Annotated in this window: 28 protein-coding genes and 1 other annotated feature; of the genes, 2 read left to right on the top strand and 26 right to left on the bottom strand. The window is 36.2% G+C overall.

Annotated elements, in window-relative coordinates:
* Position 1: 1 nt before the first annotated feature.
* Positions 2 to 250, bottom strand: a complete 249-nt coding sequence (locus tag NTHER_RS02875) for a hypothetical protein (RefSeq protein WP_041366855.1) — start codon at positions 248 to 250, stop codon at positions 2 to 4.
* Between the two features lie 196 nt (positions 251 to 446).
* Between NTHER_RS02875 and NTHER_RS02870 the strand changes: the two genes are divergently transcribed.
* On the top strand, positions 447 to 929 hold the full coding sequence (locus NTHER_RS02870; RefSeq protein ID WP_012447027.1) for a hypothetical protein: 483 nt from the start codon (positions 447 to 449) through the stop codon (positions 927 to 929).
* Between the two features lie 6 nt (positions 930 to 935).
* Here the strand turns inward: NTHER_RS02870 and ltaE are convergent, their stop codons facing one another.
* From ltaE to rplU, 17 genes are all read right to left on the bottom strand, one after another.
* Positions 936 to 1961 (bottom strand): low-specificity L-threonine aldolase, encoded by a 1026-nt coding sequence (ltaE, locus tag NTHER_RS02865; protein WP_012447026.1) that lies wholly within the window; start codon positions 1959 to 1961, stop codon positions 936 to 938.
* Between the two features lie 91 nt (positions 1962 to 2052).
* Entirely contained in the window at positions 2053 to 2472 is a 420-nt protein-coding gene (locus NTHER_RS02860) for a Fur family transcriptional regulator (RefSeq protein ID WP_012447025.1), read from the bottom strand.
* 138 nt (positions 2473 to 2610) lie between these two features.
* Positions 2611 to 3339, bottom strand: a complete 729-nt coding sequence (locus tag NTHER_RS02855; protein ID WP_012447024.1) for an HAD family hydrolase — start codon at positions 3337 to 3339, stop codon at positions 2611 to 2613.
* A gap of 25 nt (positions 3340 to 3364) precedes the next feature.
* Positions 3365 to 3823, bottom strand: coding sequence for a tRNA (cytidine(34)-2'-O)-methyltransferase (locus NTHER_RS02850; protein ID WP_012447023.1), 459 nt, complete (start codon positions 3821 to 3823; stop codon positions 3365 to 3367).
* A 177-nt stretch (positions 3824 to 4000) separates the two neighbouring features.
* Positions 4001 to 4978 (bottom strand): RnfABCDGE type electron transport complex subunit D, encoded by a 978-nt coding sequence (locus NTHER_RS02845; protein ID WP_012447022.1) that lies wholly within the window; start codon positions 4976 to 4978, stop codon positions 4001 to 4003.
* 68 nt (positions 4979 to 5046) lie between these two features.
* On the bottom strand, positions 5047 to 6363 hold the full coding sequence (gene rsxC, locus NTHER_RS02840; protein WP_012447021.1) for an electron transport complex subunit RsxC: 1317 nt from the start codon (positions 6361 to 6363) through the stop codon (positions 5047 to 5049).
* A 33-nt stretch (positions 6364 to 6396) separates the two neighbouring features.
* Entirely contained in the window at positions 6397 to 7251 is an 855-nt protein-coding gene (locus tag NTHER_RS02835) for a 4Fe-4S dicluster domain-containing protein (protein ID WP_012447020.1), read from the bottom strand.
* A 295-nt stretch (positions 7252 to 7546) separates the two neighbouring features.
* Positions 7547 to 10027, bottom strand: a complete 2481-nt coding sequence (gene leuS, locus NTHER_RS02830; RefSeq protein ID WP_012447019.1) for a leucine--tRNA ligase — start codon at positions 10025 to 10027, stop codon at positions 7547 to 7549.
* Positions 10028 to 10108: 81 nt separating this feature from the next.
* Positions 10109 to 10323, bottom strand: a binding site (T-box leader).
* A 60-nt stretch (positions 10324 to 10383) separates the two neighbouring features.
* Positions 10384 to 10728: a ribosome silencing factor gene (gene rsfS, locus NTHER_RS02825; RefSeq protein ID WP_012447018.1), complete on the bottom strand. Its 345-nt coding sequence runs from the start codon at positions 10726 to 10728 to the stop codon at positions 10384 to 10386.
* Between the two features lie 11 nt (positions 10729 to 10739).
* A complete protein-coding gene (locus NTHER_RS02820) occupies positions 10740 to 11948 on the bottom strand; it encodes an LCP family protein (protein ID WP_012447017.1) in 1209 nt (402 codons plus the stop codon).
* 61 nt (positions 11949 to 12009) lie between these two features.
* Positions 12010 to 12609, bottom strand: coding sequence for a bis(5'-nucleosyl)-tetraphosphatase (symmetrical) YqeK (gene yqeK, locus NTHER_RS02815; protein WP_012447016.1), 600 nt, complete (start codon positions 12607 to 12609; stop codon positions 12010 to 12012).
* A gap of 19 nt (positions 12610 to 12628) precedes the next feature.
* Positions 12629 to 13261, bottom strand: a complete 633-nt coding sequence (gene nadD / locus NTHER_RS02810; RefSeq protein ID WP_012447015.1) for a nicotinate-nucleotide adenylyltransferase — start codon at positions 13259 to 13261, stop codon at positions 12629 to 12631.
* Positions 13262 to 13309: 48 nt separating this feature from the next.
* Positions 13310 to 14668 (bottom strand): GTPase ObgE, encoded by a 1359-nt coding sequence (gene obgE, locus NTHER_RS02805; protein ID WP_012447014.1) that lies wholly within the window; start codon positions 14666 to 14668, stop codon positions 13310 to 13312.
* Positions 14669 to 14708: 40 nt separating this feature from the next.
* Positions 14709 to 15488: a hypothetical protein gene (locus tag NTHER_RS02800; protein ID WP_012447013.1), complete on the bottom strand. Its 780-nt coding sequence runs from the start codon at positions 15486 to 15488 to the stop codon at positions 14709 to 14711.
* 193 nt (positions 15489 to 15681) lie between these two features.
* On the bottom strand, positions 15682 to 15978 hold the full coding sequence (gene rpmA, locus NTHER_RS02795) for a 50S ribosomal protein L27 (protein WP_012447012.1): 297 nt from the start codon (positions 15976 to 15978) through the stop codon (positions 15682 to 15684).
* Positions 15969 to 16316 carry a ribosomal-processing cysteine protease Prp gene (locus tag NTHER_RS02790; protein WP_012447011.1) on the bottom strand — a complete coding sequence of 116 codons (348 nt, stop codon included), beginning with the start codon at positions 16314 to 16316 and terminating at the stop codon, positions 15969 to 15971. The genes rpmA and NTHER_RS02790 overlap by 10 nt, the downstream gene beginning before the upstream one ends.
* A gap of 9 nt (positions 16317 to 16325) precedes the next feature.
* On the bottom strand, positions 16326 to 16643 hold the full coding sequence (gene rplU / locus NTHER_RS02785; protein ID WP_012447010.1) for a 50S ribosomal protein L21: 318 nt from the start codon (positions 16641 to 16643) through the stop codon (positions 16326 to 16328).
* 156 nt (positions 16644 to 16799) lie between these two features.
* Here rplU and NTHER_RS02780 point away from each other — a divergent pair, with 156 nt between their 5' ends.
* Positions 16800 to 18191, top strand: a complete 1392-nt coding sequence (locus NTHER_RS02780) for an ISNCY family transposase (protein WP_202943851.1) — start codon at positions 16800 to 16802, stop codon at positions 18189 to 18191.
* Positions 18192 to 18259: 68 nt separating this feature from the next.
* Here the strand turns inward: NTHER_RS02780 and NTHER_RS02775 are convergent, their stop codons facing one another.
* The 8 genes from NTHER_RS02775 to minC form a co-directional block, all read right to left on the bottom strand.
* On the bottom strand, positions 18260 to 18976 hold the full coding sequence (locus tag NTHER_RS02775; protein ID WP_012447009.1) for a TIGR03936 family radical SAM-associated protein: 717 nt from the start codon (positions 18974 to 18976) through the stop codon (positions 18260 to 18262).
* Entirely contained in the window at positions 18976 to 20949 is a 1974-nt protein-coding gene (locus tag NTHER_RS02770) for a TIGR03960 family B12-binding radical SAM protein (RefSeq protein WP_012447008.1), read from the bottom strand. Before NTHER_RS02770 ends, NTHER_RS02775 begins: the two co-directional genes overlap by 1 nt.
* Positions 20950 to 21038: 89 nt before the next feature.
* On the bottom strand, positions 21039 to 21887 hold the full coding sequence (locus tag NTHER_RS02765) for a M50 family metallopeptidase (protein ID WP_052291934.1): 849 nt from the start codon (positions 21885 to 21887) through the stop codon (positions 21039 to 21041).
* 32 nt (positions 21888 to 21919) lie between these two features.
* On the bottom strand, positions 21920 to 22321 hold the full coding sequence (locus NTHER_RS02760) for a hypothetical protein (protein ID WP_012447006.1): 402 nt from the start codon (positions 22319 to 22321) through the stop codon (positions 21920 to 21922).
* A gap of 117 nt (positions 22322 to 22438) precedes the next feature.
* Entirely contained in the window at positions 22439 to 23557 is a 1119-nt protein-coding gene (rodA, locus tag NTHER_RS02755) for a rod shape-determining protein RodA (protein ID WP_012447005.1), read from the bottom strand.
* 76 nt (positions 23558 to 23633) lie between these two features.
* Positions 23634 to 23873, bottom strand: coding sequence for a cell division topological specificity factor MinE (gene minE / locus NTHER_RS02750; protein ID WP_012447004.1), 240 nt, complete (start codon positions 23871 to 23873; stop codon positions 23634 to 23636).
* 13 nt (positions 23874 to 23886) lie between these two features.
* A complete protein-coding gene (minD, locus tag NTHER_RS02745) occupies positions 23887 to 24684 on the bottom strand; it encodes a septum site-determining protein MinD (protein ID WP_012447003.1) in 798 nt (265 codons plus the stop codon).
* Positions 24685 to 24698: 14 nt separating this feature from the next.
* Positions 24699 to 25385, bottom strand: coding sequence for a septum site-determining protein MinC (minC, locus tag NTHER_RS02740; protein WP_012447002.1), 687 nt, complete (start codon positions 25383 to 25385; stop codon positions 24699 to 24701).
* Positions 25386 to 25455: the final 70 nt, after the last annotated feature.

Genomic DNA, 25455 nt, shown 5'->3' with positions numbered 1-25455 from the left:
ACTAACTTCGGCTTCGGTTTTGATTTTTAGGCCCTGTTTGTTCTCCTTCATTACCCGAAAGCCCTTGTTTCTTCCTTGCTGTAAAGATAGTTTCTTTAGATCTGTTTTTATTTCTTAAATGAGGATTCTGAATACAATATTTGATATGAGCAGCCAAAACTAAAACAGCCAGTATTAACCATAATAAGCTAAAAAGAGATGGTCCTTGTACCCCCAAGGGAGGTAGATAAGGTAATATTAAAAAAATCACTAGACAGAGTAACACACTTATTATATAAGAAATTATTGCAGAAATAAGAGTCACCCCTTATGGCTTAAATTTAATTCGCATTACTATATTTATTAAATCAACTATTACACTATTAATAAAATCTTCTTGGTTGTGACAATAAAACAAAAATTACATAATCTACTATTGAGAATGGATTTAAGCCGGGGGTGTTAAATTGAAAATTCAATTTTCTCAGTTCAATAACAAGAACAGTAGGGCATCTAACAACAATATTAAAACGATGAAATTAGAAAAAGAGTGGGCAAAAGTCTTATATGTTGAAGGAGTTAAGCCAGACCAAAATTTGCCCGCAGAAATACAAATTAAAAGAATATCATATAAAACCCTTTCCCCTGAAAAATTAGCAATTAACGCTGATTTGACAGTTAAAACTCTTAAGACCAAACAAAATACTTCTTCTAATAAAATTAACGTGGCTTGGAAAAAAACTTTAGATACAATTCCCGAACAACATACACAAGTAAAGATACGCCTTATTAATACTCGTCCTAAGTATTTACCGCCAGTCAAAAAAATCAATAAAGTGACACCAACAATCAACAGAATTAATGCCAAAACTATCAGAAATAGAATTGCCCTCAGAGGAAAACTGGTTTTTCAAGTTGATTATCAGGCAGATAAAAGTAGCAAAAACTAGTTCAAACTATAAACTTTTCAATACTGAAACCACATGCTCTACTTGGTCTCTTGTGACATCTTTATGAGTCACCATCCTGACACCACCATCACCGCTGACATTGACCTTTATATTAGCTTCTCTTAATTTGTTTTCAAACTCTACAGCACTAAAGTGAGATGTATCTAAATTGAATCTAATGATATTCGTTTCAACTCTATCTACATCTATTTCGATCCAGGGTATTTCTGCTAAATTTTTGGCTAATAAAAGAGCATTTTCATGGTCTTCCTGAAGCCTGTTAGTCATTTCCTCTAAAGCAACAATTCCAGCAGCAGCTAATATCCCGGCTTGTCTCATACCTCCTCCTAGTAATTTACGACATTTTCTAGCCCTATTGATAAAGTTTTCATCGCCAACTAACATCGATCCCGCTGGTGCTGATAAACCTTTAGACAGGCAAAACATGAGAGTATCACATGACGAAGTAAGCTCTGCCACAGTTGTCTGTAAATAAGTAGCTGCATTAAAAATACGGGCACCGTCCAAGTGCAAAGGCAGTTTATATTGATGAGCCACTTCTGCAATTTTGTCTATGTCCCTTTTAGAAATAACAGTACCTCCATGAACATTATGAGTGTTTTCTAAACAAATAAGTGAAGTCCTCGGAAAATGTATATTGGATGGTCTGATTGCTGCCTCTACTTCCTGAGGATCAAGTTGTCCTAAATTTCCTGGAAGTTGTCGCGATTGAACTCCTGATAAAAAAGCCAAGCCCCCAACCTCATATAAATAAATATGCATGTCCTTTTCTATTATAATTTCCTCACCGGGATTAGTATGAGCTAGAATTGCTGCTTGATTAGCCATAGTTCCTGTTGGAAAAAATAAGCCTTTTTCTTTATTAAAAATTCGAGCACTTTTCTCTTCCAATTCCAAAATAGTTGGATCTTCTTCGTATACATCATCTCCAACAGCGGCTTCACTCATTGCTGTACGCATCTTCTCAGTTGGTTGGGTAACGGTATCACTACGCAAATCTATAAAAGACATATCTGACTCCCCTTTATCCGTCTAATAAATTTTTTAAATAATTTGATAGATAAAAAACCCTTGCTGGCGATTATTACCAGCAAGGGGGATCTTAACCCTGAGCCGTTGACTGTTGATAGCATTCTTGGCAAGTTCCATAAAATTCAAGTCTATGCTCTTGTACTTGGTGTTCACTTACTTCATCAGCTTTAGCAAGTAATGATTCATCTGTAGGCATATCAATATCGTATACGCGCTCACAATCATTACAAACAAAATGATAATGGTTGTGAGGATTACCGTCAAATCTACTATAAGTACTACCAAAATCTAATTCCATGATTTCTCCCATCTCTTTTAGCACTTTCAAATTACGATATACGGTCCCCAAACTAATGTTGGGAAGCACTTCTCTAACTTGGTCATAAACCCAATCTGCTGTAGGATGACTTTTAGTATTCTTGAGCACATTTAGAATAATTTTTCTCTGTTTGGTCATTCTCTTTTTCTTACCTTTTTTAACATCACTCATGTCGAGTCTCCCCTTTATAAAACTTTTTTACCGCAATCTCTAAACACAAAGCTTTCCCATCCCGTCGTTTATTATAGAAAATACTTATCGAGCGTATATTGAAATTCATTATTTGTTTTAATTATATCTTAGATCTTTTTAGTTAACAAGTTGTTCATTAAAATAATCTGACATTTCTTGAAGAGTTCCTTGATAATCTGGAGTCATTTGTTCTAAGAGATTTCTTTCATCAATTAAGTAATCAGTTACCAGATAAGTTTGCATATCCAATTTTTTCGCAATTAAATCTTCTCCCGTATCATTACCGACCATTATACATTCTTGAGAAGACAGTTGTAATTGTGAGCATATTTCCTGATAATACCTGATATTCGGCTTGGCAAAATGCATGTTTTCGTAAGTTGTCACCAAATCAAAATCAGATCTGCTTAATCCAATCCAATCAAGGCGGTGTTCTATAGCTTCCTTAGGAAAGATAGGATTTGTAGCTATAATAACCTGATATCCAGCTTTTTTTAATGAACTGATCAGCTCATACCTATTTATCTCTGTTTCTCCTACACAATTTCGTAGCTCAGGAAATTTATTGTTATAAAAATCATCAAAAAAGGATTCAATTTGCTCTAAAGGTAAATCTATAGCTTGATTAAAATATTGGAAAAAAACTTGCTGATTGGTAGTTTTTGAATCATTACTGTTAATCATCTTTTTGCTGCCTTCCCAAACATGCTTTACAAAGACTTCTGGATCATATAAGTTTGAGACGCTTTTTTTCATCAATTCAAAATATTTGTAAATAAACACCTTAGTATCTACAGGCAACAAAGTTCCATCTAAGTCAAACAAAATAGCTGTAAATTTTCCCATACAATTCTCCTTTTCGTTGACAATTTTAATTTAATCCTGGGAAACTTTGCTGTCGCAAAGCTTCAAACAATACAACAGCAACAGAGTTACTCAAATTAAGGGATCTAAAATCTGGAGCCATTGGTATTCGAATGGAGTTTTCATAATACTTATTAATAATCCAATCCGGCAAACCTTCAGTCTCTTTTCCAAATACCAAAACACTATCACGGGGATATTCTATATCATAATAATAATTTTTACCTCGAGTTGTTGCAATATAAATGGGATGTGTTTGTAATAAGTTTTCAACAGATGTGAAATTTTCATGAACTTGATATGATAATTTGTCCCAGTAATCGAGACCTGCCCTTTTTAACTCCCGGTCGGAAATTGAAAAACCCAAAGGTTCAACTAAATGTAAAGTTGTATTACTGACTGCACAAGTCCTGGAAATATTACCTGTATTAGGTGGGATTTCAGGTTCCACTAGTACTACATGCATTGCCAGCTCGCCTCCATTAAAAAAGAAAGTATTTATATTACTCAATACCTATTATAATATTCATATTAAAATATAACAATATCCTTATAAAACACGGCAGGTGGTATAAACCTGCCGTGTTTTATGCTTTAGTCTTCATGAAATCCCCTATTAAAAATTCATTGCAAATCTAAATTTTTAGCTACTAGCCGTTTTACCTCCGGAAGCAGGTTCAGAAGTCTTACGTGGCTCCATAAAAGATGGGTGCTGGGTAAATTTCTCTATCATTGGTGTGAAGCCATTCATAATTAAGATAGAAAAAGCAACCCCACCTGTGGCTGGTAGTGCATATCTAAATATGCAAATTAGTAAGCCGACACAAATTCCAAAGACTAGTTTACCTTTATTATTGATAGGGCAAGTAACCCAGTCAGTTGCCATGAAGAAAGCTCCAAAAAGAACTCCTCCACCTAAAACTGCATAAATTGGATCAACGCCAAAAATCAAGCTGATGATGAATACTGTAGCTATCATTCCCACTGGAGTTCTCCAGTTAATATGTTTCTTATAGAGTAAATATAAGCCGCCAATTATAACTGCTAAGGCAGAAGCTTCAGCAAGAGACCCTGCCTCGCCATGTCCTAACAACATACTTCCATAACCGGGCATTTCCATCCCTTGAGTCAACATAGCCAGAGGGGTGGCCCCGCTAACTGAATCTAAAGCCGGTAGTGACTGAAATCCAGTTTCCATGAATGGAAGCCATGCTCCCATCAACAATGTAGTTACATACCCAAATAAAGCAGGGTTATATCGGTTCCAACCCAAACTACCCATTAATTCTTTGGCTATACCTACTGCTATAACAGTAGCTATTATGGCCCTAATAGGTGATGTTGCAACTGGTAACACTAAAGCTACAAATAACCCTGTAAGAACTGCACTTAAATCTGCCAAGGATGGTTGTTTCCCCATTATTTTTCGAAATACCACTTCTGTCACCGCTGCTGTGACAACTGAAACTGCTATTAAGGACAAAGCCTGCATACCATTGAAATATAAAGTTACAAGGATTATAGGTATTAAAGCGATAATTACATCTCTCATAGATTTTGACACAGAGAGATCGGCTTTTAAGTGCGGTGACGGTGAAACAATGGTTTTATTCGATTCCACTGTGGATTCCCCCTTCTCCAAAAATTACAACACGATTTCTTCACAATACTCAGGTTCTAACTTCTAATCTATTTACTTCGTTGCCGTTGTCTCCTTTTAACAGTGGGCTTAACTTGCTGGATCCACATTAAAATTGGTCGGTTAGCAGGACAGAAGTATACACATGTACCACACTCACCACAGTCCATTATATCCCATTCCTCGGCTTTACTGTATTGTTTGTGTTCAGCATACATCCCTATCTTATTGGGATATAGATGAACAGGACATCGTTCTACACATTTACCACAACGGACACATTCATTGTAGTCGGTGTAGTCCCAGGTCATATCTTCAGGAAATAGTAATAAACCTGTGCTATTTTTTACTACTGAAGATCTGATATCTTTGACAGCGGTACCAGTCATTGGCCCACCAAGAATCACCTTCTGATTTTCAAAGTTATCTACTCCACACTCTCTTAAAACATGCTCAACGGGTGTGCCAATTTTAATATTGTAGTTACCAGCTTCAGGAATATTATAACCACTTACAGTTACAACTCGTTCCATTAATGGTTTACCGTATTTGACGGCTTCATAGGTAGCAATAGTGGTTCCTACATTTCTAACTATACAACCTAAGTCAGCGGATCTGACTCCCCGAGGAACATCTCGACCGGTGCATGCATGGATTACATTAACTTTATATCCTTGAGGATATTTTGTCTTAAGAGGAACAACTTCCATACCGTCTTTACCCTCGATTTGCTTGGAAACTGCATCAATTGCATCAGGTTTATTTTCTTCAATACCAAAATAGCATTTTTTGGCACCTATAATATTCATTAGAATTTCTGCTCCGATAACTAATTCCTCACTGCGCTCGACCATTTGTCTATGATCGCATGTTAGAAATGGTTCACATTCAGCTCCATTGATCAACAAACTATCGATGGGCTTAGATTGATTGATGTTTACATAAGTCGGGAAAGCTGCACCACCCATTCCTACTACTCCTGCTTCTCTAATTCTATCTTTCATATCATCTAAGCTCATATCTTCAATATTCTTCTCATCATAAGAAAACTCCTGCTGTTCACTATCAGGCTTAATGACAATGCTTTCAACTTCATCCCCTTCAAAAAACGGCCTTTCCTCTATAGCCACAACTTCTCCTGAAACGCTGGCATGTACTGGTGCGGTAATATATTCCTCTGAATCACCAATTTTTTGACCAACTTCAACCCTATCACCAACTTTTACCAGCGGTTCACATGGGGATCCAATATGCTGGGCTAAGGGAATTACTATCTCTTCGGGAATAGACATGTCCTCAATCGGCTTGTCGTCAGTAAATTTATAATGAGGTATATATGCTCCTCCCGGAAAAGTTTTAGCTTCCATACTCTCCACCCCCTAGTTAAGTAAAATTAAGATTTATTCTTCATCTTCTTCTGGTTGTTCTAATTCGGCTTTGGTTTTTCTTGAATGTAAGAAATTAAATACCATAGCCGCCCCACCTACTACTAAAAAGGCTGGTGCAAAAGGTATTTGATTCCATACCCTTAATTGCATAGGTATTTGAGGATCCTTTGGCAACTCGTACTCTTGGGGCTCATCATGTAAAACTCCTAAAACTGCCAAACCATCAAATTCATCATCACCATATAACATGGCTTTATCATATCCCTGGTCTTTTAAATCGGAAACTTTTTCTCGTCCCAGCTCTAGCATTTCTTCTCTAGTACCAAAGTAAATAGCATCTACAGGACATTCTTGCTTACACAAAGGTTCACTTCCAGCATTAATAAGTTCAGTACATAAAGTACATTTCTCATTAACACCTTTTTTGCGATCATACTTAATAGCGTTGTAAGGGCAAGCAGATACGCAATAACCACAATTAACACAAATACTGTTATCAATTTGGGTTAATCCCAAATCATCTTTATAAATTGCATCTGCAGGACAAGCCATGACACAGCTAGCCTCATTACAGTGAAGACAAGCATTTTTCTTAAAGTATTCTTCGTCTTCATCATCTTTGAATCTGTGGATCTCAGTTCTTAAAATACCTTCAGACAATTCATAAGCTTCTGAACACACCCTGGTACAAGCGTTACAACCAACGCATTCCGTTTTGTCAACCATCATTGCATACTCGGATCCGTTATTTTCACCAGCTTCAGCTATGCGCGGAGCTGAAAGGCTAAGACCTGCTAATAAGCCTGTACCAGCCATAGACTGAATAAATTGACGTCTTTTGAGCTTAAACCCCTTGTTCTCTTTCATATTCCCTTTCTCCCTCCCATCTAATAAAATTCAGCTAATACTAGAAGCGGTTTAATTGTTACATCTTGCTGTTACATCTGTCACTAATTAAAGCATAAAAATTCAAAATAATGAGTTAAGAATAAAAATTAATGAATACTTTTATCACTAATACAATTATAACAAATCGATATCAATTATTCCATAACCTTTTTTTATGTGATAGTTATTAATTAATTAAATATCCTATTACTAAAAAAGGCGCACCAAAGGGTGCGCTTTTAATTAAAATACGGAGATAATTTTAGTTCTGTATTTATTTGCAAACAATATTTACCAATTTTTGGGGAATCACAATTACCTTTTTGATCTCAGCTCCTGATATATATTTTTGAACTTTTTCTCTTTCCAACGCCTTTTCTTTAATTGTTTCTTCACTGGAATCTGCAGGTACTGTTAGATGATCCCTAACTTTTCCATTTACTTGAACAACCATCTCCGCTTCTTCAGCAACCATTGCTTTTTCGTCATAGCTAGGCCAATTCAATTTGTGTACACTATCTTGGTAACCTAAAGTTTCCCATAATTCTTCTGCTATATGAGGGGTAAAGGGAGCCAGCAACATCACGATAGTTTCCAAACCAGTACGCAGTAATGATTCGTTAACCTCTTTTTGTTCTTTATATTTACTGCTGGCATTTGTTAATTCCATAATAGCGCTAATAGCTGTATTGAAGTTATGTCTCTCAGAAATATCGTCAGTAACCTTCTTAATTGTTTTATGAATCAAGCGATGATATTCTTTATCCTCTTTGGTAAACTTTGTATCATCCAATTGCAGATCCACTAAGTTTTGGTTGTCATTAACCAATCGATACAATCTTTGTAGAAAGCGATAACAACCTTCCACACCTTCATCATTCCAGTCTAGATCTTTTTCAGGTGGAGCTGCAAACAATATAAATAGTCTACCTGTATCTGCTCCGTAGGTCCGTAGTATTTCATCAGGTGATACCACATTGCCCTTTGATTTACTCATCTTGGCTCCATCTTTATTGACCATTCCTTGGGCTAACAAACGTGAAAAGGGTTCTTTGAAATTAGTATAGCCCTGATCATACATTACCTTAGTAAAAAATCTGGCATAAAGTAGATGAAGTACAGCGTGTTCTATCCCACCGATATACTGGTCTACAGGCATCCAGTAATTTACATCTTCTTGACGGAAAGGAACTTCATTATCCCAGGGGGTAGTATACCTTAAGAAGTACCATGAAGAACAAACAAAGGTATCCATAGTGTCGGTTTCCCTCTGGGCTGAACCTCCGCACTGGGGACAACTAGTTTCAACAAAATCCTGTCTAGCTGCCAGTACATTACGACTTCCCTGACTAAAGTCCACATCTTCAGGTAGCTGAACAGGCAACTCATCTTCCGGGACTGGTAGAATTCCGCATTGATCACAGTAAAGAACGGGTATTGGCGCTCCCCAGTATCTCTGCCTAGAGACTAGCCAATCTCTCAACCGATAAGTTGTCACACCTGCTCCAATCCCTTTATTTTCTATGTCTCTGGTAATCTGTTCAATAGCTTGCTCAGATGTCATGCCATTGTATCCCGGAGAATTTATTAAAATACCATGATCTGTATAAGCTTTTTTGAGCTCGTCATGAGTTTCTGACTCTGTTTTACCCTCTCCCTCTGGGGGTGTAACTACTTCCTTTATTGGTAGATTATATTTGTGAGCAAATTGGAAGTCCCTCTGATCGTGAGCTGGAACTGCCATAATAGCACCAGTTCCATATTCCATTAATACGTAATTACCTACCAAAATAGGGATCTCTTCACCATTTAAGGGATTAATAGCCCATCTGCCAGTGAAGACGCCTTCTTTTTCAAGATCTTCTGCTTCCCTGGCTTCTTTCCCCATTTCGTGGACTCCTTTGATAAAGTCCATAACTTCCTTCTCTTGATCGGTACCTTGAACCAATTGCTCTGTCATAGGGTGCTCCGGAGCAAGCACCATGTAAGTAGCTCCAAAAATGGTATCAGGACGAGTAGTAAATGCCCTGATTTTTTCTCGAGAACCTTTTACCGGAAAGTCAATTTCAGTTCCTTGACTTTTGCCAATCCAATTTTTTTGCATTGTCTTAACCCGATCAGGCCATTCTTCCAACAGCTCTAAATCTTGATCCAAGCGATCGGCATATTCCGTGATCTTAAAAAACCACTGAGACAATTGTTTTTGCTCTACCATACTATCACAACGCCAGCAAGCTCCATTTTCTACCTGTTCATTGGCCAATACTGTTTCACACTCTGGGCACCAATTAACGGGTGCTTTCTTCTTATAGGCTAGGCCATTTTTATACAATTGTAAAAACATCCACTGAGTCCATTTATAGTAATCGGGAGAACAGGTGGATACTTCCCGTTTCCAATCGTAACTAGTTCCAAGAGCTTGTAACTGATCTTTCATATTATCAATATTGGCGTAGGTCCATCTTGATGGCAAATCTTGATTTTCAATAGCCGCATTTTCCGCTGGTAAACCAAAGGCATCCCAGCCCATAGGATGGAGTACATTATAACCTCTCATACGTTGAAACCGGGCTAGCACATCTCCAATTGAATACACCCTCATATGACCCATATGAAGTTTCCCAGAAGGATAAGGAAACATCTCTAGTACATAATATTTGTCTTTATTATGGTCAACTTCGGTTTCATAGGAAATTTCATCTTGCCAACGTTTTTGCCATTTAGATTCAATTTTTTGTGGCTGATACTCTTTCATGGTTAACCCTCCTCACTTTGTTTTTGTGGCTAACTACATTTATCGTTTAAATTCTAGGAGAAATAAAAAAACTTCTCTCCCTTAAGGGACGAGAAGTTATTCCCGTGGTACCACCCAATTTGGCCTAATTGGCCCACTCTTTTAGGTAACGGCTAAATTAGCCGGATCAGTTACTTGGTTTTACCGTTCACCTCACAGCTCCAGAGCGAGTTCATCGAAGTCGGATACCGGTTCACACCAACCACCGGCTCGCTGTAATCCTGCTCTCGATTACTACTCTCTTTCATTGCCTTTAAAATTCTGAGTTTTTAGTTTGATAAAATTATATAAAATTCTAACTTTCATGTCAAACATATTTAAAGAGTAATTTCTTCAGCTTCTCCCCATAGTCTTTCCAAATTGTAAAACTCTCTTGTATCCTCTAAGAAAATATGCACTAACACAGAATCGTAATCTAACAAAATCCAATTCCCTTCTGCCAAGCCCTCTTTGTGTAAGGGTGAAAAATCATCCTCTTCCTTCAATGAAGAAATCAGGTTCTCCGCCAGGGATTGAATATGAGTAGTACTAGTTCCCGTAACAATCACAAAATAATCAGCAATCAAGGTGATATCCTTGACTTTTAGAAGTACAATATCCTTTCCCTTCTTGTCATCTAATTTTTTAGCTATGTTTTTTGCTAATTGCAGAGAATCTTGCAAATAGATCCCTCCTATTCAAAGTTGTTTTCCTTTTCTTCAGAGTTGTTTTGAACATAATTTTCTCCTATTATTACAGTTACTTGAGCTTCTGGATCATCTTGTTGGTCATGCAATAAATCTGCTCCAGAAATCTCTAACGCCACTTCCTTAGCTGCTTCTATTAAATCCGTTCTAGCTATTACTTGAGATGATTGATATTCAAAGTGGTCTGCATTACCTATCCTAACTACTTGGAAGCCCTGATCTTCTAATTCACTTTTAAGATCAGTTGCAGCTCCATCTATGCCACAACCATTTAAAATTTCAACTGTTATATCTTCTTGGGGGATAGACCCAACTTCTCCGGAAAAGTACTGTTCAACCATGATTCCCAAGTCATCGTTATCAAGTACCAAATACTCATGATCATTTACCTGATCTCGTTCTCCCGGTATTGTGTAAAGATTAAAAGCTTCATTTTCAAATGCATTATTGTATAGTTCAATGTATTCTGTAAGTTCTTCCCATGTTAAATTAGTTTCAACCTTATCACCTACATATGAACGAATAGCTGGTCTGTTAAAAAGCCCGAGTTCATTTCTTACTTGTAAATAAAAGGATACTAGCGATTCCATGGTATCATTAAACTTAGTTTGGAATTCATCTCTCTCAAGTCCACTATCTAGAAACTTATAACCCAATTCTTCTAATTCAATTTGTTGCTCTAATTCTAATTGGTGATTCAAATGTTCAAAAGTGCGTTGATCTACTTGAATAAAATTATGTATGGAAATCCCAAAGTACTCTTTTGTTGTTTGTAATAATTTTCCCACACCATCGTGATAGCTTTCCATATAAGTTTCAATGTCATTACCAGGTGTATCTAAATAAGTTTCACCGGGAACAAAGAGCAAATTTAAGTCTTTTGGTTCTTGGAAGTCCGATTCTGCTTGCTGTTGGTTAATAATGACTACGTATTCTAATAAATTATTTTCTCGATTTATTACACTAATCATGGTATTGTCATATTCCTGTGTATCCTGGGAAGCCAAAGCAGTAACCCAATTAGCCTCTGTTTTTAAAGTACTGCCAATTAACAGATATCTGGAAACAAAACCTGCAAAGAAAAATAAAATCACCAAAACCAAAACAGCTACTAACCTATTCTTTTTTATTTTCGTTCGCTTGCGTCGCTTCTTCCTTCTATTATTAGATTTACGATACTTATCTAAATTCTCCATAACTTGGCCCCCCAAAGTTATTTGCTTTTAAGCATAAAATCTTCTTGGGAACAACCCGATTCTAAATCTTTAGAGATCTGGTAGTGCCTCTTTTTTGGAGATAATAGTTCCTAGTCTTTACTGTTAAAGGATGAATTACCCAGCCCATTCTCATTAGGTATTCCAGGGTCCAATCAAGGGCTTTTACTAATCCTAGATAAGGTTCATTAAAACTGAGTTTTCTCAATATATCCACATTAGGATAGTCACGACCTGGCTCTATCAAATCTGCTAAAAAAACAGCTTTTTCTATCGAGCTCATGCCAGGCCGTCCTGTGGTATGGAAGCGCACAGCCTGTAAAATGTCTTCATCATTTATTTTACCTTCTTGTTTAAGGAGGTAGGCGCCTACTGGTCCGTGAAGTAATCCCGGATGAGATGTTTCTGCTTCATCTAAGATTAACCCTGCTTGTTCCGCAATTTTAATCAATTGGTTAACCCCGATCTCTTTACCACGGTCGTGAACTAAAGCAGCCAAAGCAGTTTTTTGATAATCTGCATCAAATTTAGGAGCTAATTTTAAGGAAGTCTGAACAACTCTCATAGAGTGGGTATACCTGGCAGGTGTCAGTATTTTTTGTAATTGATCATTATAATAATTGTATATACTATTATAGTCCATTTACTATTTTACCTCCTAATCAGTCCCCTTTAAATAAATTTTCTTTTAAAATATAATTTTCAACAGTTTCTGGCACCATGAAGGTAATATCTTGTTCATTAAATCTTTTATTTCTGATTTCAGTTGAAGAAATTTCTATTAAAGGTATTTGGAGATAGTGAACATGGGGTTTTAATTCAGGAAAATAGCGATATACTCTGGTTTCCAGTTCTTCGACAGAAAAATTTGGCCTGGTTGCACAAATAAAGTCACATAACTGGGGTAATTCATGATAATCTTTCCATGTTAATATATCCAAAATAGTATCAGTCCCTGTGATAAAGTATAAAGAAGTCTCACTATCATATAAGTCACGAAAATATCTCAGTGTTTCAATGGAATAAGAGGGCTGATTTCGATCTATTTCAAAATTACTAACGAAAAAATGGGGATGATTATTTGTCGCTAGTAATGTCATCATATATCTGTGATAAGATGGCGTGATATTTTCCGCAGATTTATGGGGAGGTATACCCACAGGGACAAAAATGACCTTGTCTAGAGAGAACTTCTGACGTGCTTCTTCTGCTACCATTAAATGACCTAAATGTATAGGGTCAAAGGTGCCACCCATAATTGCAATCCTGCTTGCGTTAAAAGTATTATTTTCCATATATAACTCCCCCACTCTATAACAGATAATTTAAGTTAACTAGTTTAATTACTGATATTCAAATTCTACATTACCAATTTTGACAGTATCACCTGGTTTGATTCCTTTATCTACTAAAGCTTCTTCCAATCCAAACTCGTCAACTTTAGCCTGAAAGTAATGCCTTCCCTTCTCTGTATGAACATCTATTTCGTTTAATATTTTCTCTAATTTTTCATGTTTAACAATGAAAATATCTCCTTCTTTTCTGATCCCAAAATCTGATTTTGGTTTTTCTTCAATTTTATCATCTTGAGACATGGTGAATAAAGCTTCTTGTTCTGTGTCAGTGTTTTCTTCAGATTCAGGTAGTTCCAAGTCAATATCGAAGGTATCATGAGTATCAGGTAGTTGTGCTACTTTTTCTGCCACAAAATCTAATAATTCCCTCAGCCCTTCTCCAGTTGCAGCCGAGATAGGAAAGATTTTTTTGTATTGTTCAGGTATCAGGATTTCGTCTGAATTAACTTTATCTAGCAATCTTTGGAGGTTTTCTTCTGCCTGATCCCCTAAATCCATTTTATTAGCAGCGATCACCTGAGGTTTATCCATCACCCTACTATTATAACCCTTTAATTCTTCATTGATTGTTTCGATATCTAAAACAGGATCTCTACCCTCGATAGAGGCAATATCAATCACGTGAATTAACATTTTCGTTCTTTCTATATGCCTTAAAAATTGATCTCCTAATCCTCTTCCTTGATGAGCGCCTTCGATTAGACCAGGTATATCTGCCATGACAAATCTACTACCCTCTTCTAATTCAACTACACCCAAATTGGGATTGAGGGTGGTAAAGTGATAACTGTCAATTTTGGGACTAGCCTTGGTGACTTGACTTAATAAAGTAGATTTACCCACATTGGGATAACCAATTAAACCCACTTCTGCCATAACCTTTAACTCTAGTACAATCCATTTCTCTTCACCTGGCTTGCCGTCCTCACTGAATCTGGGAGCTTTATTTTTGGGATTAGCAAACCGGGTATTCCCTCTTCCCCCTCGGCCACCTTCAGCAGCTATGTAGCTATCATGTTCATGAACTAAGTCAGCTAAAACTTTTCCTGAAGTAGCCTCTTTCACTACTGTACCCGGTGGTACTTTAATCACTTTATCCTGACCAGATTTTCCGTGTTGATTGCTCCCTTGACCATGTTCTCCTCGTTTCCCTTTGATATGGATGTTATACTTATAATCCATTAGAGATTTGAGTCCTGGGTCGACTTCCAAAATTACGTTTCCACCTTTGCCGCCATCTCCACCACTGGGACCACCATCAGGCACGTATTTTTCGCGCCTAAAAGCAACTATACCATTGCCTCCATCTCCACCTTTTACGTATATTTTCGCTCGATCTATAAACATATTCGATTACCCCTTCATTTAATAGATTCGTAAAATATCTTTATTGCAAACTACTTTTGTCTGTGTTCTTATAAATACATAACTTAATCCAAATTTGAGTTTTAAAGGTAAAATATTCAAAATTAAATTTTAACTCATCAAATTTATCTTGTAAAGCAATAAAGAAGTTTTCATCTATAGTTTTCCAAGTTCTTTGAGAATCATAAACATCTAATACAATAATATAACAATCCTCATCTTCCCTCAATTCCCAATTAATCTTCAGTGAAGTATCAGTATTTTTAAATAAATTAATTTCATCACAAATATTTTGTAATAACTCCGCCGTTGTTTTCCCTAAGTCAAATTCATTTATATTTGCTGTATTACGAAAATAAAATTGACCTCCCGAATCCAAGGTTTTAACAAATTGATTCAAATAGAATGCAGTCAAATCGTATTGAGGTAGTTTTAGGATTTCACCGTATAAAACATCTAAAAACTTAATCTTCTTTAAATGTTTTATCAACCTTTGTTCTCCTGATAATTGGGCAAGGCTATATACTATCTGGAAATGATTAACGATATCATGTCGTATCCGCCTAATGTCATTAGTCAATTGTTGATAATTGCGTTCTTTTATTTCAGATACCCGTTTATTTAACTCCTGATGGTATTGTTTTTTTAGATATTTGTAAACTATTAGCCAATAAATTATGACAACGGGAGTTAAAAATAATAAATAAGGGGTAATCAAATCTGCCATCAACGGTATTAAAAAAGTTACTACAATCCCAATTATCACACCACAGATCCCCTGCTGAAATCCCTTCTGATCCACTACGTTTTCCTCCTACCGGGACATATTAACTTCAATCTTCTAAAACTCGTTCCTTTACTTCAAATTCTTATCTAATTATTTTATATTAGGCAAGTAATTTCCTTGTAATTTTACATAAAAATATTAAAAAGCTACCAATACAAAGATTGGCAGCTTTTTAATTAGCACATTTTATGGCTTTCTTTTAAAGGGGTTATTCTGCCATAGCCGGTTCCGGATAGACACAAACCCGCTTCTTCTTTTTACCAACTTGTTCGAAAGTTACTACTCCATCCGCTTTAGCAAACAATGTGTCGTCTTTACCAATCCCTACATTTTCACCAGGATGGAATTTAGTACCTCTCTGGCGCACAATAATGTTTCCGGCATTAACTTGTTGGCCTCCGTGCCTTTTAACTCCTAAACGTTTACTAATACTGTCTCTACCGTTTTTGGAACTGCCTGTACCTTTTTTCTGGGCAAACAGCTGTAGATTCATTTTTAATTCCATGAGTATTCCCCCCCTTCATCCTCTATATTAATGTAATCCGGATAATTTTTAGCTGTTTCATAAATACCTATAATCACAGTCTCAAGAATAATTTCGTAGGTTTGTTGTTGTTGTTCATCTAACCCGGTAGGCATTTCTAAAGACAATAGACCCTCTTCAGGTTGAGTTATCTGTTTGCTCAGATTACACAGTTTTTCACTGGCAAAAACTCCTGTCAGACTAAGTGCTGATATGGCTGCACAAACTATATCCTCACCTTCCCGGGCATAATCTGCGTGTCCTTCAACCTTAAAACCACAAATTTTACCTTTTTTGCGATATACTTCAACCTGTATCATAGCATTAAATTAACCGTTAAGTTTAATTTTGTCAATTTTAACCTTGCTGAATGGCTGACGATGTCCTTGTTTTCTACGATAGTTTTTCTTAGGTTTGTACTTAAACACGGTAACTTTTTCTCCCTTGCCATGTTCTAAAACAGTTCCTTCAACTTGCGCTTCTTCTAATACAGGTGTACCAACTTTGACATTTTCGTCGTCTTTAACTAACAATACTTTGTCAAAAGTTACCTGTTCTTCCGTTTCTTGAGAAAGCTTTTCAATTTCTAAAACATCGCCTTCAGATACTTTGTACTGTTTTCCTCCAGTTTCAATCACAGCGTACATAATTACACCTCCTGCTCGTAAGACTCGCCGGAATAAGGTCATTATGTTTGCAACCCATTCCGTGCGGTTTCAGTGCAGACTTTCCTGCAGTTTATAACAATCCGTATTTTATCATGTTACATACTGGATGTCAATTTAACCTATCCCATTCTGTAATTGTTCTGTGATATTGTCACCCCTAGAATGTTCTGTGAAAATGTCACTATGACTAAAAAGGTGACATATCAAATGACCCAAGAAGAAATTAAAAAACTAAATATTATCAATCAAACAATTGATGGCTACTTAACCATTAGAGATGCAGCACGAGCTTTGAACCTCAGTGATCGACAAATTAAACGACTGAAGAAAGGAGTGCAACTAGAAGGACCCAGTTTTGTCATACATAAAAGCCGAGGTAAAAAGCCTGATCATTCTGTTCCTGAAAGTACTGAAAAACATATCATTTCTCTAAAGTTAGAAAAATACCCAAATGCAAATTTCACTCATTTTACAGAACTTTTAAACGAGCGAGAAAAAATCTCTATCAGTAGGCCAGTTGTTCATAGAATTCTTAGTAAAGCTGGAATTTCTAGTCCTAAAAAACATAAAAAGAGTAAGAGTCACCACAGACGCAAACGCAAGGACAGAATGGGACTTTTAGTACAAATAGACGCCTCACCTTATGACTGGTTTGACACTGGCTTTGATTGTGATTTACACGCTGCTATCGATGATGCCACAGGAGCTTTGCTAGGATTATTTTTTGTTGAAAATGAATGTCTTGAGGGATACTTTCAGATTATGCATCAGTTAATTTCAAACTATGGTATTCCTGCAAGTCTTTATAGCGATAAGCACACTATTTTTAGATCACCTAAATCGGACAAGCTTTCGATTGATGAACAGCTCGCAGGTAAACAAGTTAAGCCTACTCAATTTGGTGCAGCTATGGAAGAGTTAGGAGTCACTATTATACCTGCTAACTCTCCACAAGCAAAAGGACGAGTTGAAAGGCTTTTTGATACTTTACAAAGCAGACTGCCCACACTTTTTAAGCTACACAATATAACTACCATGGAGAAAGCTAATGAATTTTTACAAAAAGATTTCTTGCCTGATTTTAATAAAAGATTTGCCCTAAAGCCCGAAAATGAGCTATCGGCTTTTACCTGTTTAAATCAAGATATTAATCTTGATCATATACTTTGTTCTAAATTCAAAAGAACTGTGGACAACAGTGCCACTTTCTCTTTTGAAGGAAGTTACTATCAAATTTTAGATAAAAATAGTCAACTGGTTCCTAAATCTAAAGTTACTGTCCTATCTAATCCTAAATTTGGAGTTAAAGTAAAATATAAAGATATGGTGTTTGAAACTCAAATTGTGGACAAGCCTTCAACTACTAAAATGACCAAAAAAGTTAAAACAACGCAATCACCTAAAAATAGAATAGTCCCAGATGAAAATCACCCTTGGAGAAAACAAAGTGAAAGAACAAATCTTAACTACGACCTGACTGATCAAGAACTTTTAGATACTATACTAAATACCAGGGACCGAGTTTAAAACTCGGTCTACCTTCCTGGGGGGTGACATTTTCTCTGAACAAATTTATGCGTTTTTAGGTGACATTTTCAAAGAACATTGACATTTAACCTATCCCATTCCCAAAGGGGGATCAAATTCTTTTGGCTTTTGTTGTTTTCACAAAACAATTCTAATCTATCACAAGAGATTTTTGTAAAAGCCTTTTGATCATTCAATAGTGCAGAAATAAAATCATCTGGACGTAGGTTACCACTACTTCCAGCTTGAAAAGTACCGTAGATGTCTTGACCTTCTGTCTTTATTTGATAAATCATAGGTGTAATATTTTTCTTAACATACTCCTTGCGTTTTTTATGCCATTTATCAATATATAAATCTTCGCCCTTTTTTAACCGTCCACACAGTTCAACTAGTTCATTTTCTTTTGCTAATGAGCTACAATTAAACCTATAATCGGCGGCCACCACCAAAGACATTAATTTAGGTGGTTTTGAATGCTCAGGTTCCTTCAGTTCAAAAATGTTAAAACCTTTAGGGAGCTCTTTATTAATACCTGATATCATATCAGCCATATCCCATGAATTAGGTTTGCTGACAATTTCAAGTTCTCCATAATCCCTAAGAGAGTTAACTCCTAAGGGCAAGGGCTGGGCAAAGGAAACTTTCGGTTGGGGATTAAACCCCTTGCTCATGGCTGGCTCTATTCCCGCCCGTTTAATAGCCCGAGCGAACACATTCAAAAGATCTAAGTATGAAATATATTTCATCTTATCTATTTTTTCAAAACTAAACCATAGTTTCACTAGTTCCTCCTCCCTTCCTTTGATGGAAGCAGTTCTGTTTCCATACAAATATTACAAAAGCTACAATTATCCAAATTATGGTCACAGTCACTGGTTGTTTTTTCCTCTATAGCTCGTTTGTATTCACGCTTTAAAAAACTTTTTTTAATCATGGGACTGATATGGTCCCATGATAATGTTTGCCCTAAGTCCAAGTCCTTATTGGCATAATCTTCAGGGTTTACACCGAGTTCTGAAAAAGCCTGTTCCCATAGTTTAAAGTCAAACTGATCACTCCAACCGTCAAATCTGACACCATTGAGATAAGCCTGATAAAGAACCTTACCGATTTTCCTGTCCCCTTTTGCTATACAAGCCTCTAAAAAACTGGGATTCGGGTCTGTCCAGCTGTAATTGATAGCAGGATGATTAAGATTCTGTTTTAAATATTTTTGACGCCTGTTTATTTCTTCTCTAGAAAGCTGTCCCATCCATTGAAAAGGAGTGTGAGGTTTAGGTACAAAAGTTGATGTACTAACATTCAGTTTTAATCTATTTTTCCCTGTAATTTGTTTATATAGTTTAATTACTTTGTTGGATAGTTCTACTATTCCTTCTAAATCTTCTTCTCTTTCAGTAGGTAATCCAATCATAAAATAAAGCTTAATCTTGTCCCACCCGCTTTTAAAAGCTGCTTCTGCTGCTTTCATCATGTCTTCTTCGTGAACTTTTTTATTGATTACATTTCGTAACCGTGGTGTACCCGCTTCAGGAGCAAATGTCAGCCCCGTTTTTTTGCCTTGTTGAACCTTTTTGGCTAAATCAACGGAAAAGGAATCAGCTCTTAATGAAGGTAGTGACAAGGCAATATCATTTTGAAAGCAATCATTCAAACTATCTAACAAACTATCGATTTGCGGGTAATCTGCAGTAGACAGGGAAGTGAGTGATAGTTCTTCATACCCCGTCTTGGAAACTATCTGTTGAGAAAGGTCTACTAGATTAGCGGGAGATCTATCCCTAACAGGCCTATAAATCATGCCTGCTTGACAAAATCTACATCCCTGGGTACATCCCCTAAAAAGTTCCACAAAGGCCCGATTATGAACTATATCAATATTTGGGACTATCATCTCTGTAGGATACTCAATTTCATCTAAATCCCGAATTAAGCGTTTATGGATTACTTCAGGTATATCGGATTTCACAGGCTTAACTCCCATGTATTCACCATTTTCATATTGTTCTTCGTAAAATCGAGGAACATAAACACCTTTTATCTCCGTCATTTTAAATAACAAATCTTCTCTAGAGTAGCCCTTTTGCTGTAATTCTTTGATTTGCTCAAGTACGTCGATTAAAACAATTTCACCTTCACCTACTACAAATAAGTCAATAAATTCAGCCAGGGGTTCAGGTGAAAAAGCATTAGGTCCCCCTGCCATTACAATTGGATCTTCTTCTCCCCGATCAATACTAGTGACGGGAATATCCCCCAAATCTAAAGCAGTCAGTACATTACTATAACTGAGCTCATACTGTAGTGAAAATCCTACCACATCAAATTGAGATAAGGGAGTAAAAGTTTCTAAAGAATATAGAGGGATTTCATTATCTCTTAATTCCCTTTCCATATCTATCCAAGGGGAAAAAGCGCGTTCGGCTACAGCCCAATCGAGTTTATTTACATGATGGTATAAAATTTTCAATCCTAAATTACTCATACCAACTTCATAGACATCGGGAAAAATCAAAGCCAAACTAAGCTTATCTTCCCAGTCTTTAACTACTGAATTATACTCATTTCCTATATATCTACCTGGTTTCTCAATATGAGGTAAAATCCTTTCAATATCTTCAAAGGATAATTGCTTACGTGGCATTATAATCTCCCCTTTTTGTAATCTCATAGCTTGATCCTGACTAGGAATATTGTAACCCAATTTCATGACATTGTCTAAAACCTTGGCTTCATTCCATGGATGAATATTCATAGCTCAATTCATAGGCGCTATTATATTCTTTTGTTGATCCTGTGAAACTGAAATTTCAGTTATCAACATTCTTATTTAATACAGCCAATTCATAAAATCTGTGAAATTTTTATATGAGGACCTCTAGTAAACATGGCATCAATAATATCTTTTTCTTCTATGATAGCCTTTTTTTCCCAGTTTGCGTCAATTACATGCAAAATATGATATTTTTTGGGGCGAAATAGACTGGTAACTTCTTTTAATGATGTAGCTTCAAAGGCAATTAAGATTTCACAGGGAAGGACTCCTTCTTGAGTCAAAAGTTGCTTTTTTCTAGTGAGATGCCTGTAATAAAGATAAGTTGCCTCTTTTTCTTCTCTTAAAGCAACTATAAAAACAAATAATCCGGCAAGGAAAAAAGTTATATTAATATATTGCCACACTATACCCACTACAATTCCAAAGATAACTAGTAAAATCCCAACCAGTTTCCCACCCTGACAAGCGTAATGAGTGGCTTCACGAAAGCTCATTCTCTTACTCAAGCTAGCTCTCAACACTCTGCCACCATCCAGGGGAAGGCCAGGAAATAAATTGAACAATGCCAGGATTATATTTGCCCTTACGGCAAACAAAATTATTTCTTCAGAAAAGATTGAATATTGATCCAAGGATAAAAAGAGAATAGCAAGTAATATATTAGTTAAAGGACCAGCTAGGGCGATATGTAATTCCCTGTAAGGATCTTCTTCAATTAATCCATCAATTTTTGCCCGCCCTCCAAAGGGATAAAGGACTGTTTCCTCTACTTTAAAACCGTGGCTGATAGCCACAATCGTATGAGACAATTCATGTAATATTACTAAAACAAAAAAAATACCTATCTCCTGTAAAAAACCGGTAAATAGATAAACAATTCCAAATAAAATCAAAGTCCAATGAACTCTAAAATTCAAAGCTATCACCTATCCTGATTTAGATTAAAATTTTAGTTGTCTATATCAAACACCTCTTCTTCACTATCATCATCTATCACAGGAAGTATTTCTATTTCATCTAATACTCCGTCATCTTCAACTATTTGATTAACTATCCGTGAGTAATCTGGTTGTTGAGTAGTAACCCGGTGGACAAATTCTATTACTTGGCGAGACCAACCCTGATTTATTTGATAGGTAAAATATATCATCAAGAAGATTATAATTGACAATACTATTTTTCTTGGCAAGTCACGATGGATTTCCCAAAAAACCTTTTTTATAAAGGAATCTTCCTTATCATATGAACGTGATTTTCGCGATACACCACTTGTTCTTCTGACCTGGTGACGCTTTAGGCGAGACCGTAATGCTGGTCGTTTTTTACTTGTAGTTCCAGAAAACATTTTCATAGCTTGTCACCATCCTTTGAATCTATCCTTCTATATTTATGTATATAAATCTTGAGATATTTTATGAATTAAAAAAGTCCTTCTCAAGTGGGACATCCCCATGAGAAGGACTTGAATTCAGAACATTATTTTATGTCTTCGCATACCTACGTTAAGAACTAATCCAATGGCCATCATATTCATCAGATAACCACTCCCCCCATAACTAATAAAGGGCAGGGGTAAGCCAGTAACTGGCATCATACTAACAGTCATAGCTACATTCACTACCATTTGGAATAACAACATAGTAGCCACTCCTCCACAAATAACCGTTCCGTAAAAGTCTTTAGACAAATAAGCTATTTTTAAAATCCTGTATATTAAAATCAAAAATAACAACAAGACAATGGATGCACCAATCAGGCCAAATTCCTCACCAATCACCGAGAAAACAAAATCGGTATGAGCTTCTGGTAAAAATTCCAACTTATTTTGAGTTCCTTCAAATAGACCTTTACCCGTAATTCCTCCCGAACCAATTGCCACCATGGATTGCCATAGGTGAAAACCATCTCCCAAAGGGTCAATATTGGACGGATTCAAAAATACAATAAGTCTTTGCCTTTGATATTCATGAAGTAATAACCAAAAAGATGGAACTCCTACTAAAATTCCTGCACCAATTAAATAACCAAGTAATTTTAATTTAACTCGATAAAAAAACAATCCTCCAAATAAAATAGCTATAAAGACCATGGCAGTTCCTAGATCAGGTTGTAAAAAAATCAGACCCATGGGCACTAGCACATGACCTATAGGAAGTATTAAGTCGTAAATATCTTCAATACCATTCTTTTGATCAACTAAAAATTTAGCTAAAGTTATAATTATAATTATTTTGGCAAATTCTGCTGGTTGAATATCGATAATACCTAAACTCAACCAACGCTGGGCACCACCCCCTGCTGCTCTACCCAATCCTGGTACAAAAACTGCAGTTAGCAATAACAGATTGATTATATATAGTGGTTTAGCTATTCTTAATATGCTATGATAGTCAATACTCAACATAGTTAATAAAACTAATAACCCTGCCGCAATATAAGCAATTTGCCGCCTTGTATAATAATAGGAATCACCCGTGGGATTTAGCTGGGTAGCACTTGTAATTATAATTACCCCAATAACTGATATAAGTAATACTACTATCAATAACGTGTAATCAAAATTTCGCAACAATTTTTTATCAAACATATCTCTGCTAACCCCACTTCGATTTTATTTACTTTATATATTATATATCAAATAGCCCATCTATGTAAAAGATGGGCTATTTCTGTCTTTTGATACTTTTTACCATCATATTAGCCTCTAGTTGGGCAGAATTTCTACCTCTTGTAAGATTCACTTCACTTGATTCCTCATCAATTTCCATATACTTATTAATAACGTCAATAATTTCCTGTTTAACTTCTTGTAATAGCTCCGGAGACATGTTGGCCCGATCGTGAACAAGTAAAAGACGCAACCGGTCTTTAGCAATATCTTTACTCATATTTTTTCTTAACATTCTACACTACCCCCTAATTAGCTAATCCGATAAATTTTTTCAATTTATTCATAATCCCAGAGTCATGATCTAAAGTCATGAGAGGCACTTTTTCTCCCATTATCCTCCTTGTTATATTTTGGTATGCACGACTAGCCTTTTTACCCGTCTGACTTGCTAGTGGTTCTCCCTTGTTAGTGGAAACAATCACCTGTTCATCGTCAGGTACTACTCCCAGCAATTCAATTGACAACAAACCTATAATATCATCTATGTCCAACATATCATTTCTATGTACCATATCAGGTCTAATTCGATTGATTATTAATTTATGGTCATTAATTTCTTCAGCTTCCAATAAACCAATTATTCTATCTGCATCCCTTGCAGCTGTAACTTCTGGAGTAGTTACTACAATTGCCCTATCTGCACCTGCTATTGCATTTTGAAATCCCTGTTCTATACCGGCCGGTGAGTCTACTATTACGTAATCAAACTTACTCTTCAATTCGCCACATAAATTTCTCATTTCATCTGGATTAATAGCTGTTTTATCCTTAGTTTGAGGTGCAGGAAGCAAATAGAGATCAGGGAAACGCTTATCTTTAATTAAGGCTTGATTTAGTTTGGCTTGTCCCTGTGTTACATCAACCATATCATATACTATCCGATTTTCTAAACCCAAAATTACATCCAAGTTACGTAAACCTATATCGGCATCCAATAAAGCTACACTTTTGTTTTTTAAAGCTAAACCAGTGCCTACATTGGCCACAGTTGTAGTTTTACCGACACCACCCTTACCACTGGTAACAACAATAACCTCTCCCATACAATTAGACCTCCTTACAATTTATCAGTCAGAGTTTTTTGGTCTATATCTTCGACAACTATTTGATTACCGTTAATAAATGCCCGCTCCGGATATTGGGGAACTGGCTGAGCATCGTCAGGGGCACGGGAAACTATATCAGCTATTCTTAATTGGCTAGCCATTAACCGTAGTGCCATAACAGAGGCTTCCGAATCACCATCTACTCCTGCATGACAAATACCTTTTAGTTCTCCAAACACAATAATATCTCCATTGGCTATTAATTCTGCTCCCGGATTAACGTTGCCTATTATAATAATCGTTCCGGGAAATTCAACTTTTTGCCCAGATCTAATAGTCCGTCGGATTACCAAGCTATTATTGATACGATAATCTTGAGATTCTTGTTTACCTAGTTCTTTCCGAAATGTTGATGGAAAGCTAACTAAAACTTCTCCAGAATCTGAAATGATTTCTCCAAGTTCTAAACGTGTTTTTTCTGAAAATAGCCGAGTAATAAGATTTAATTCATTGGAATTTAACTGCTTGTTTTTTACTTGAACTTTGACTTGACCCTCTTGAAAAAAATTTTCAGATTGCTGAAGCTTTGTATACATAATTTCTAACAATTCATCAAAGGGATATTCGCCATCTAGTAAAATTAAAAGTCCCTTTTTAGTTCCTTTAAATTCAACAGGTTGATGCTCTTTGTTGATCATATACTACTCCCACCTCAAAATAGATCCATTATTTTTGACAAATATTTATCTATTAGGTAATTATTCTTTT

The sequence above is a fragment of the Natranaerobius thermophilus JW/NM-WN-LF genome (genome assembly GCF_000020005.1).
GTDB lineage: Bacteria > Bacillota > Natranaerobiia > Natranaerobiales > Natranaerobiaceae > Natranaerobius > Natranaerobius thermophilus.
The sequence above is the reverse complement of the archived record's forward strand: the minus strand, read 5'-3'. Positions and strand labels throughout refer to the sequence as shown.

Coding starts and splice junctions, on each gene's coding strand:
- ltaE (WP_012447026.1), bottom strand. CDS start 1,961: ATGTCTTTTATAGATTTGCGTAGTGATACCGTTACCCAACCAACTGAG.
- NTHER_RS02860 (WP_012447025.1), bottom strand. CDS start 2,472: ATGAGTGATGTTAAAAAAGGTAAGAAAAAGAGAATGACCAAACAGAGA.
- NTHER_RS02855 (WP_012447024.1), bottom strand. CDS start 3,339: ATGGGAAAATTTACAGCTATTTTGTTTGACTTAGATGGAACTTTGTTG.
- NTHER_RS02850 (WP_012447023.1), bottom strand. CDS start 3,823: ATGCATGTAGTACTAGTGGAACCTGAAATCCCACCTAATACAGGTAAT.
- rsxC (WP_012447021.1), bottom strand. CDS start 6,363: ATGGAAGCTAAAACTTTTCCGGGAGGAGCATATATACCTCATTATAAA.
- NTHER_RS02835 (WP_012447020.1), bottom strand. CDS start 7,251: ATGAAAGAGAACAAGGGGTTTAAGCTCAAAAGACGTCAATTTATTCAG.
- leuS (WP_012447019.1), bottom strand. CDS start 10,027: ATGAAAGAGTATCAGCCACAAAAAATTGAATCTAAATGGCAAAAACGT.
- NTHER_RS02820 (WP_012447017.1), bottom strand. CDS start 11,948: ATGGAGAATTTAGATAAGTATCGTAAATCTAATAATAGAAGGAAGAAG.
- yqeK (WP_012447016.1), bottom strand. CDS start 12,609: ATGGACTATAATAGTATATACAATTATTATAATGATCAATTACAAAAA.
- nadD (WP_012447015.1), bottom strand. CDS start 13,261: ATGGAAAATAATACTTTTAACGCAAGCAGGATTGCAATTATGGGTGGC.
- obgE (WP_012447014.1), bottom strand. CDS start 14,668: ATGTTTATAGATCGAGCGAAAATATACGTAAAAGGTGGAGATGGAGGC.
- rpmA (WP_012447012.1), bottom strand. CDS start 15,978: ATGGAATTAAAAATGAATCTACAGCTGTTTGCCCAGAAAAAAGGTACA.
- NTHER_RS02790 (WP_012447011.1), bottom strand. CDS start 16,316: ATGATACAGGTTGAAGTATATCGCAAAAAAGGTAAAATTTGTGGTTTT.
- rplU (WP_012447010.1), bottom strand. CDS start 16,643: ATGTACGCTGTGATTGAAACTGGAGGAAAACAGTACAAAGTATCTGAA.
- NTHER_RS02770 (WP_012447008.1), bottom strand. CDS start 20,949: ATGAATATTCATCCATGGAATGAAGCCAAGGTTTTAGACAATGTCATG.
- NTHER_RS02760 (WP_012447006.1), bottom strand. CDS start 22,321: ATGAAAATGTTTTCTGGAACTACAAGTAAAAAACGACCAGCATTACGG.
- rodA (WP_012447005.1), bottom strand. CDS start 23,557: ATGTTTGATAAAAAATTGTTGCGAAATTTTGATTACACGTTATTGATA.
- minE (WP_012447004.1), bottom strand. CDS start 23,873: ATGTTAAGAAAAAATATGAGTAAAGATATTGCTAAAGACCGGTTGCGT.
- minD (WP_012447003.1), bottom strand. CDS start 24,684: ATGGGAGAGGTTATTGTTGTTACCAGTGGTAAGGGTGGTGTCGGTAAA.
- minC (WP_012447002.1), bottom strand. CDS start 25,385: ATGATCAACAAAGAGCATCAACCTGTTGAATTTAAAGGAACTAAAAAG.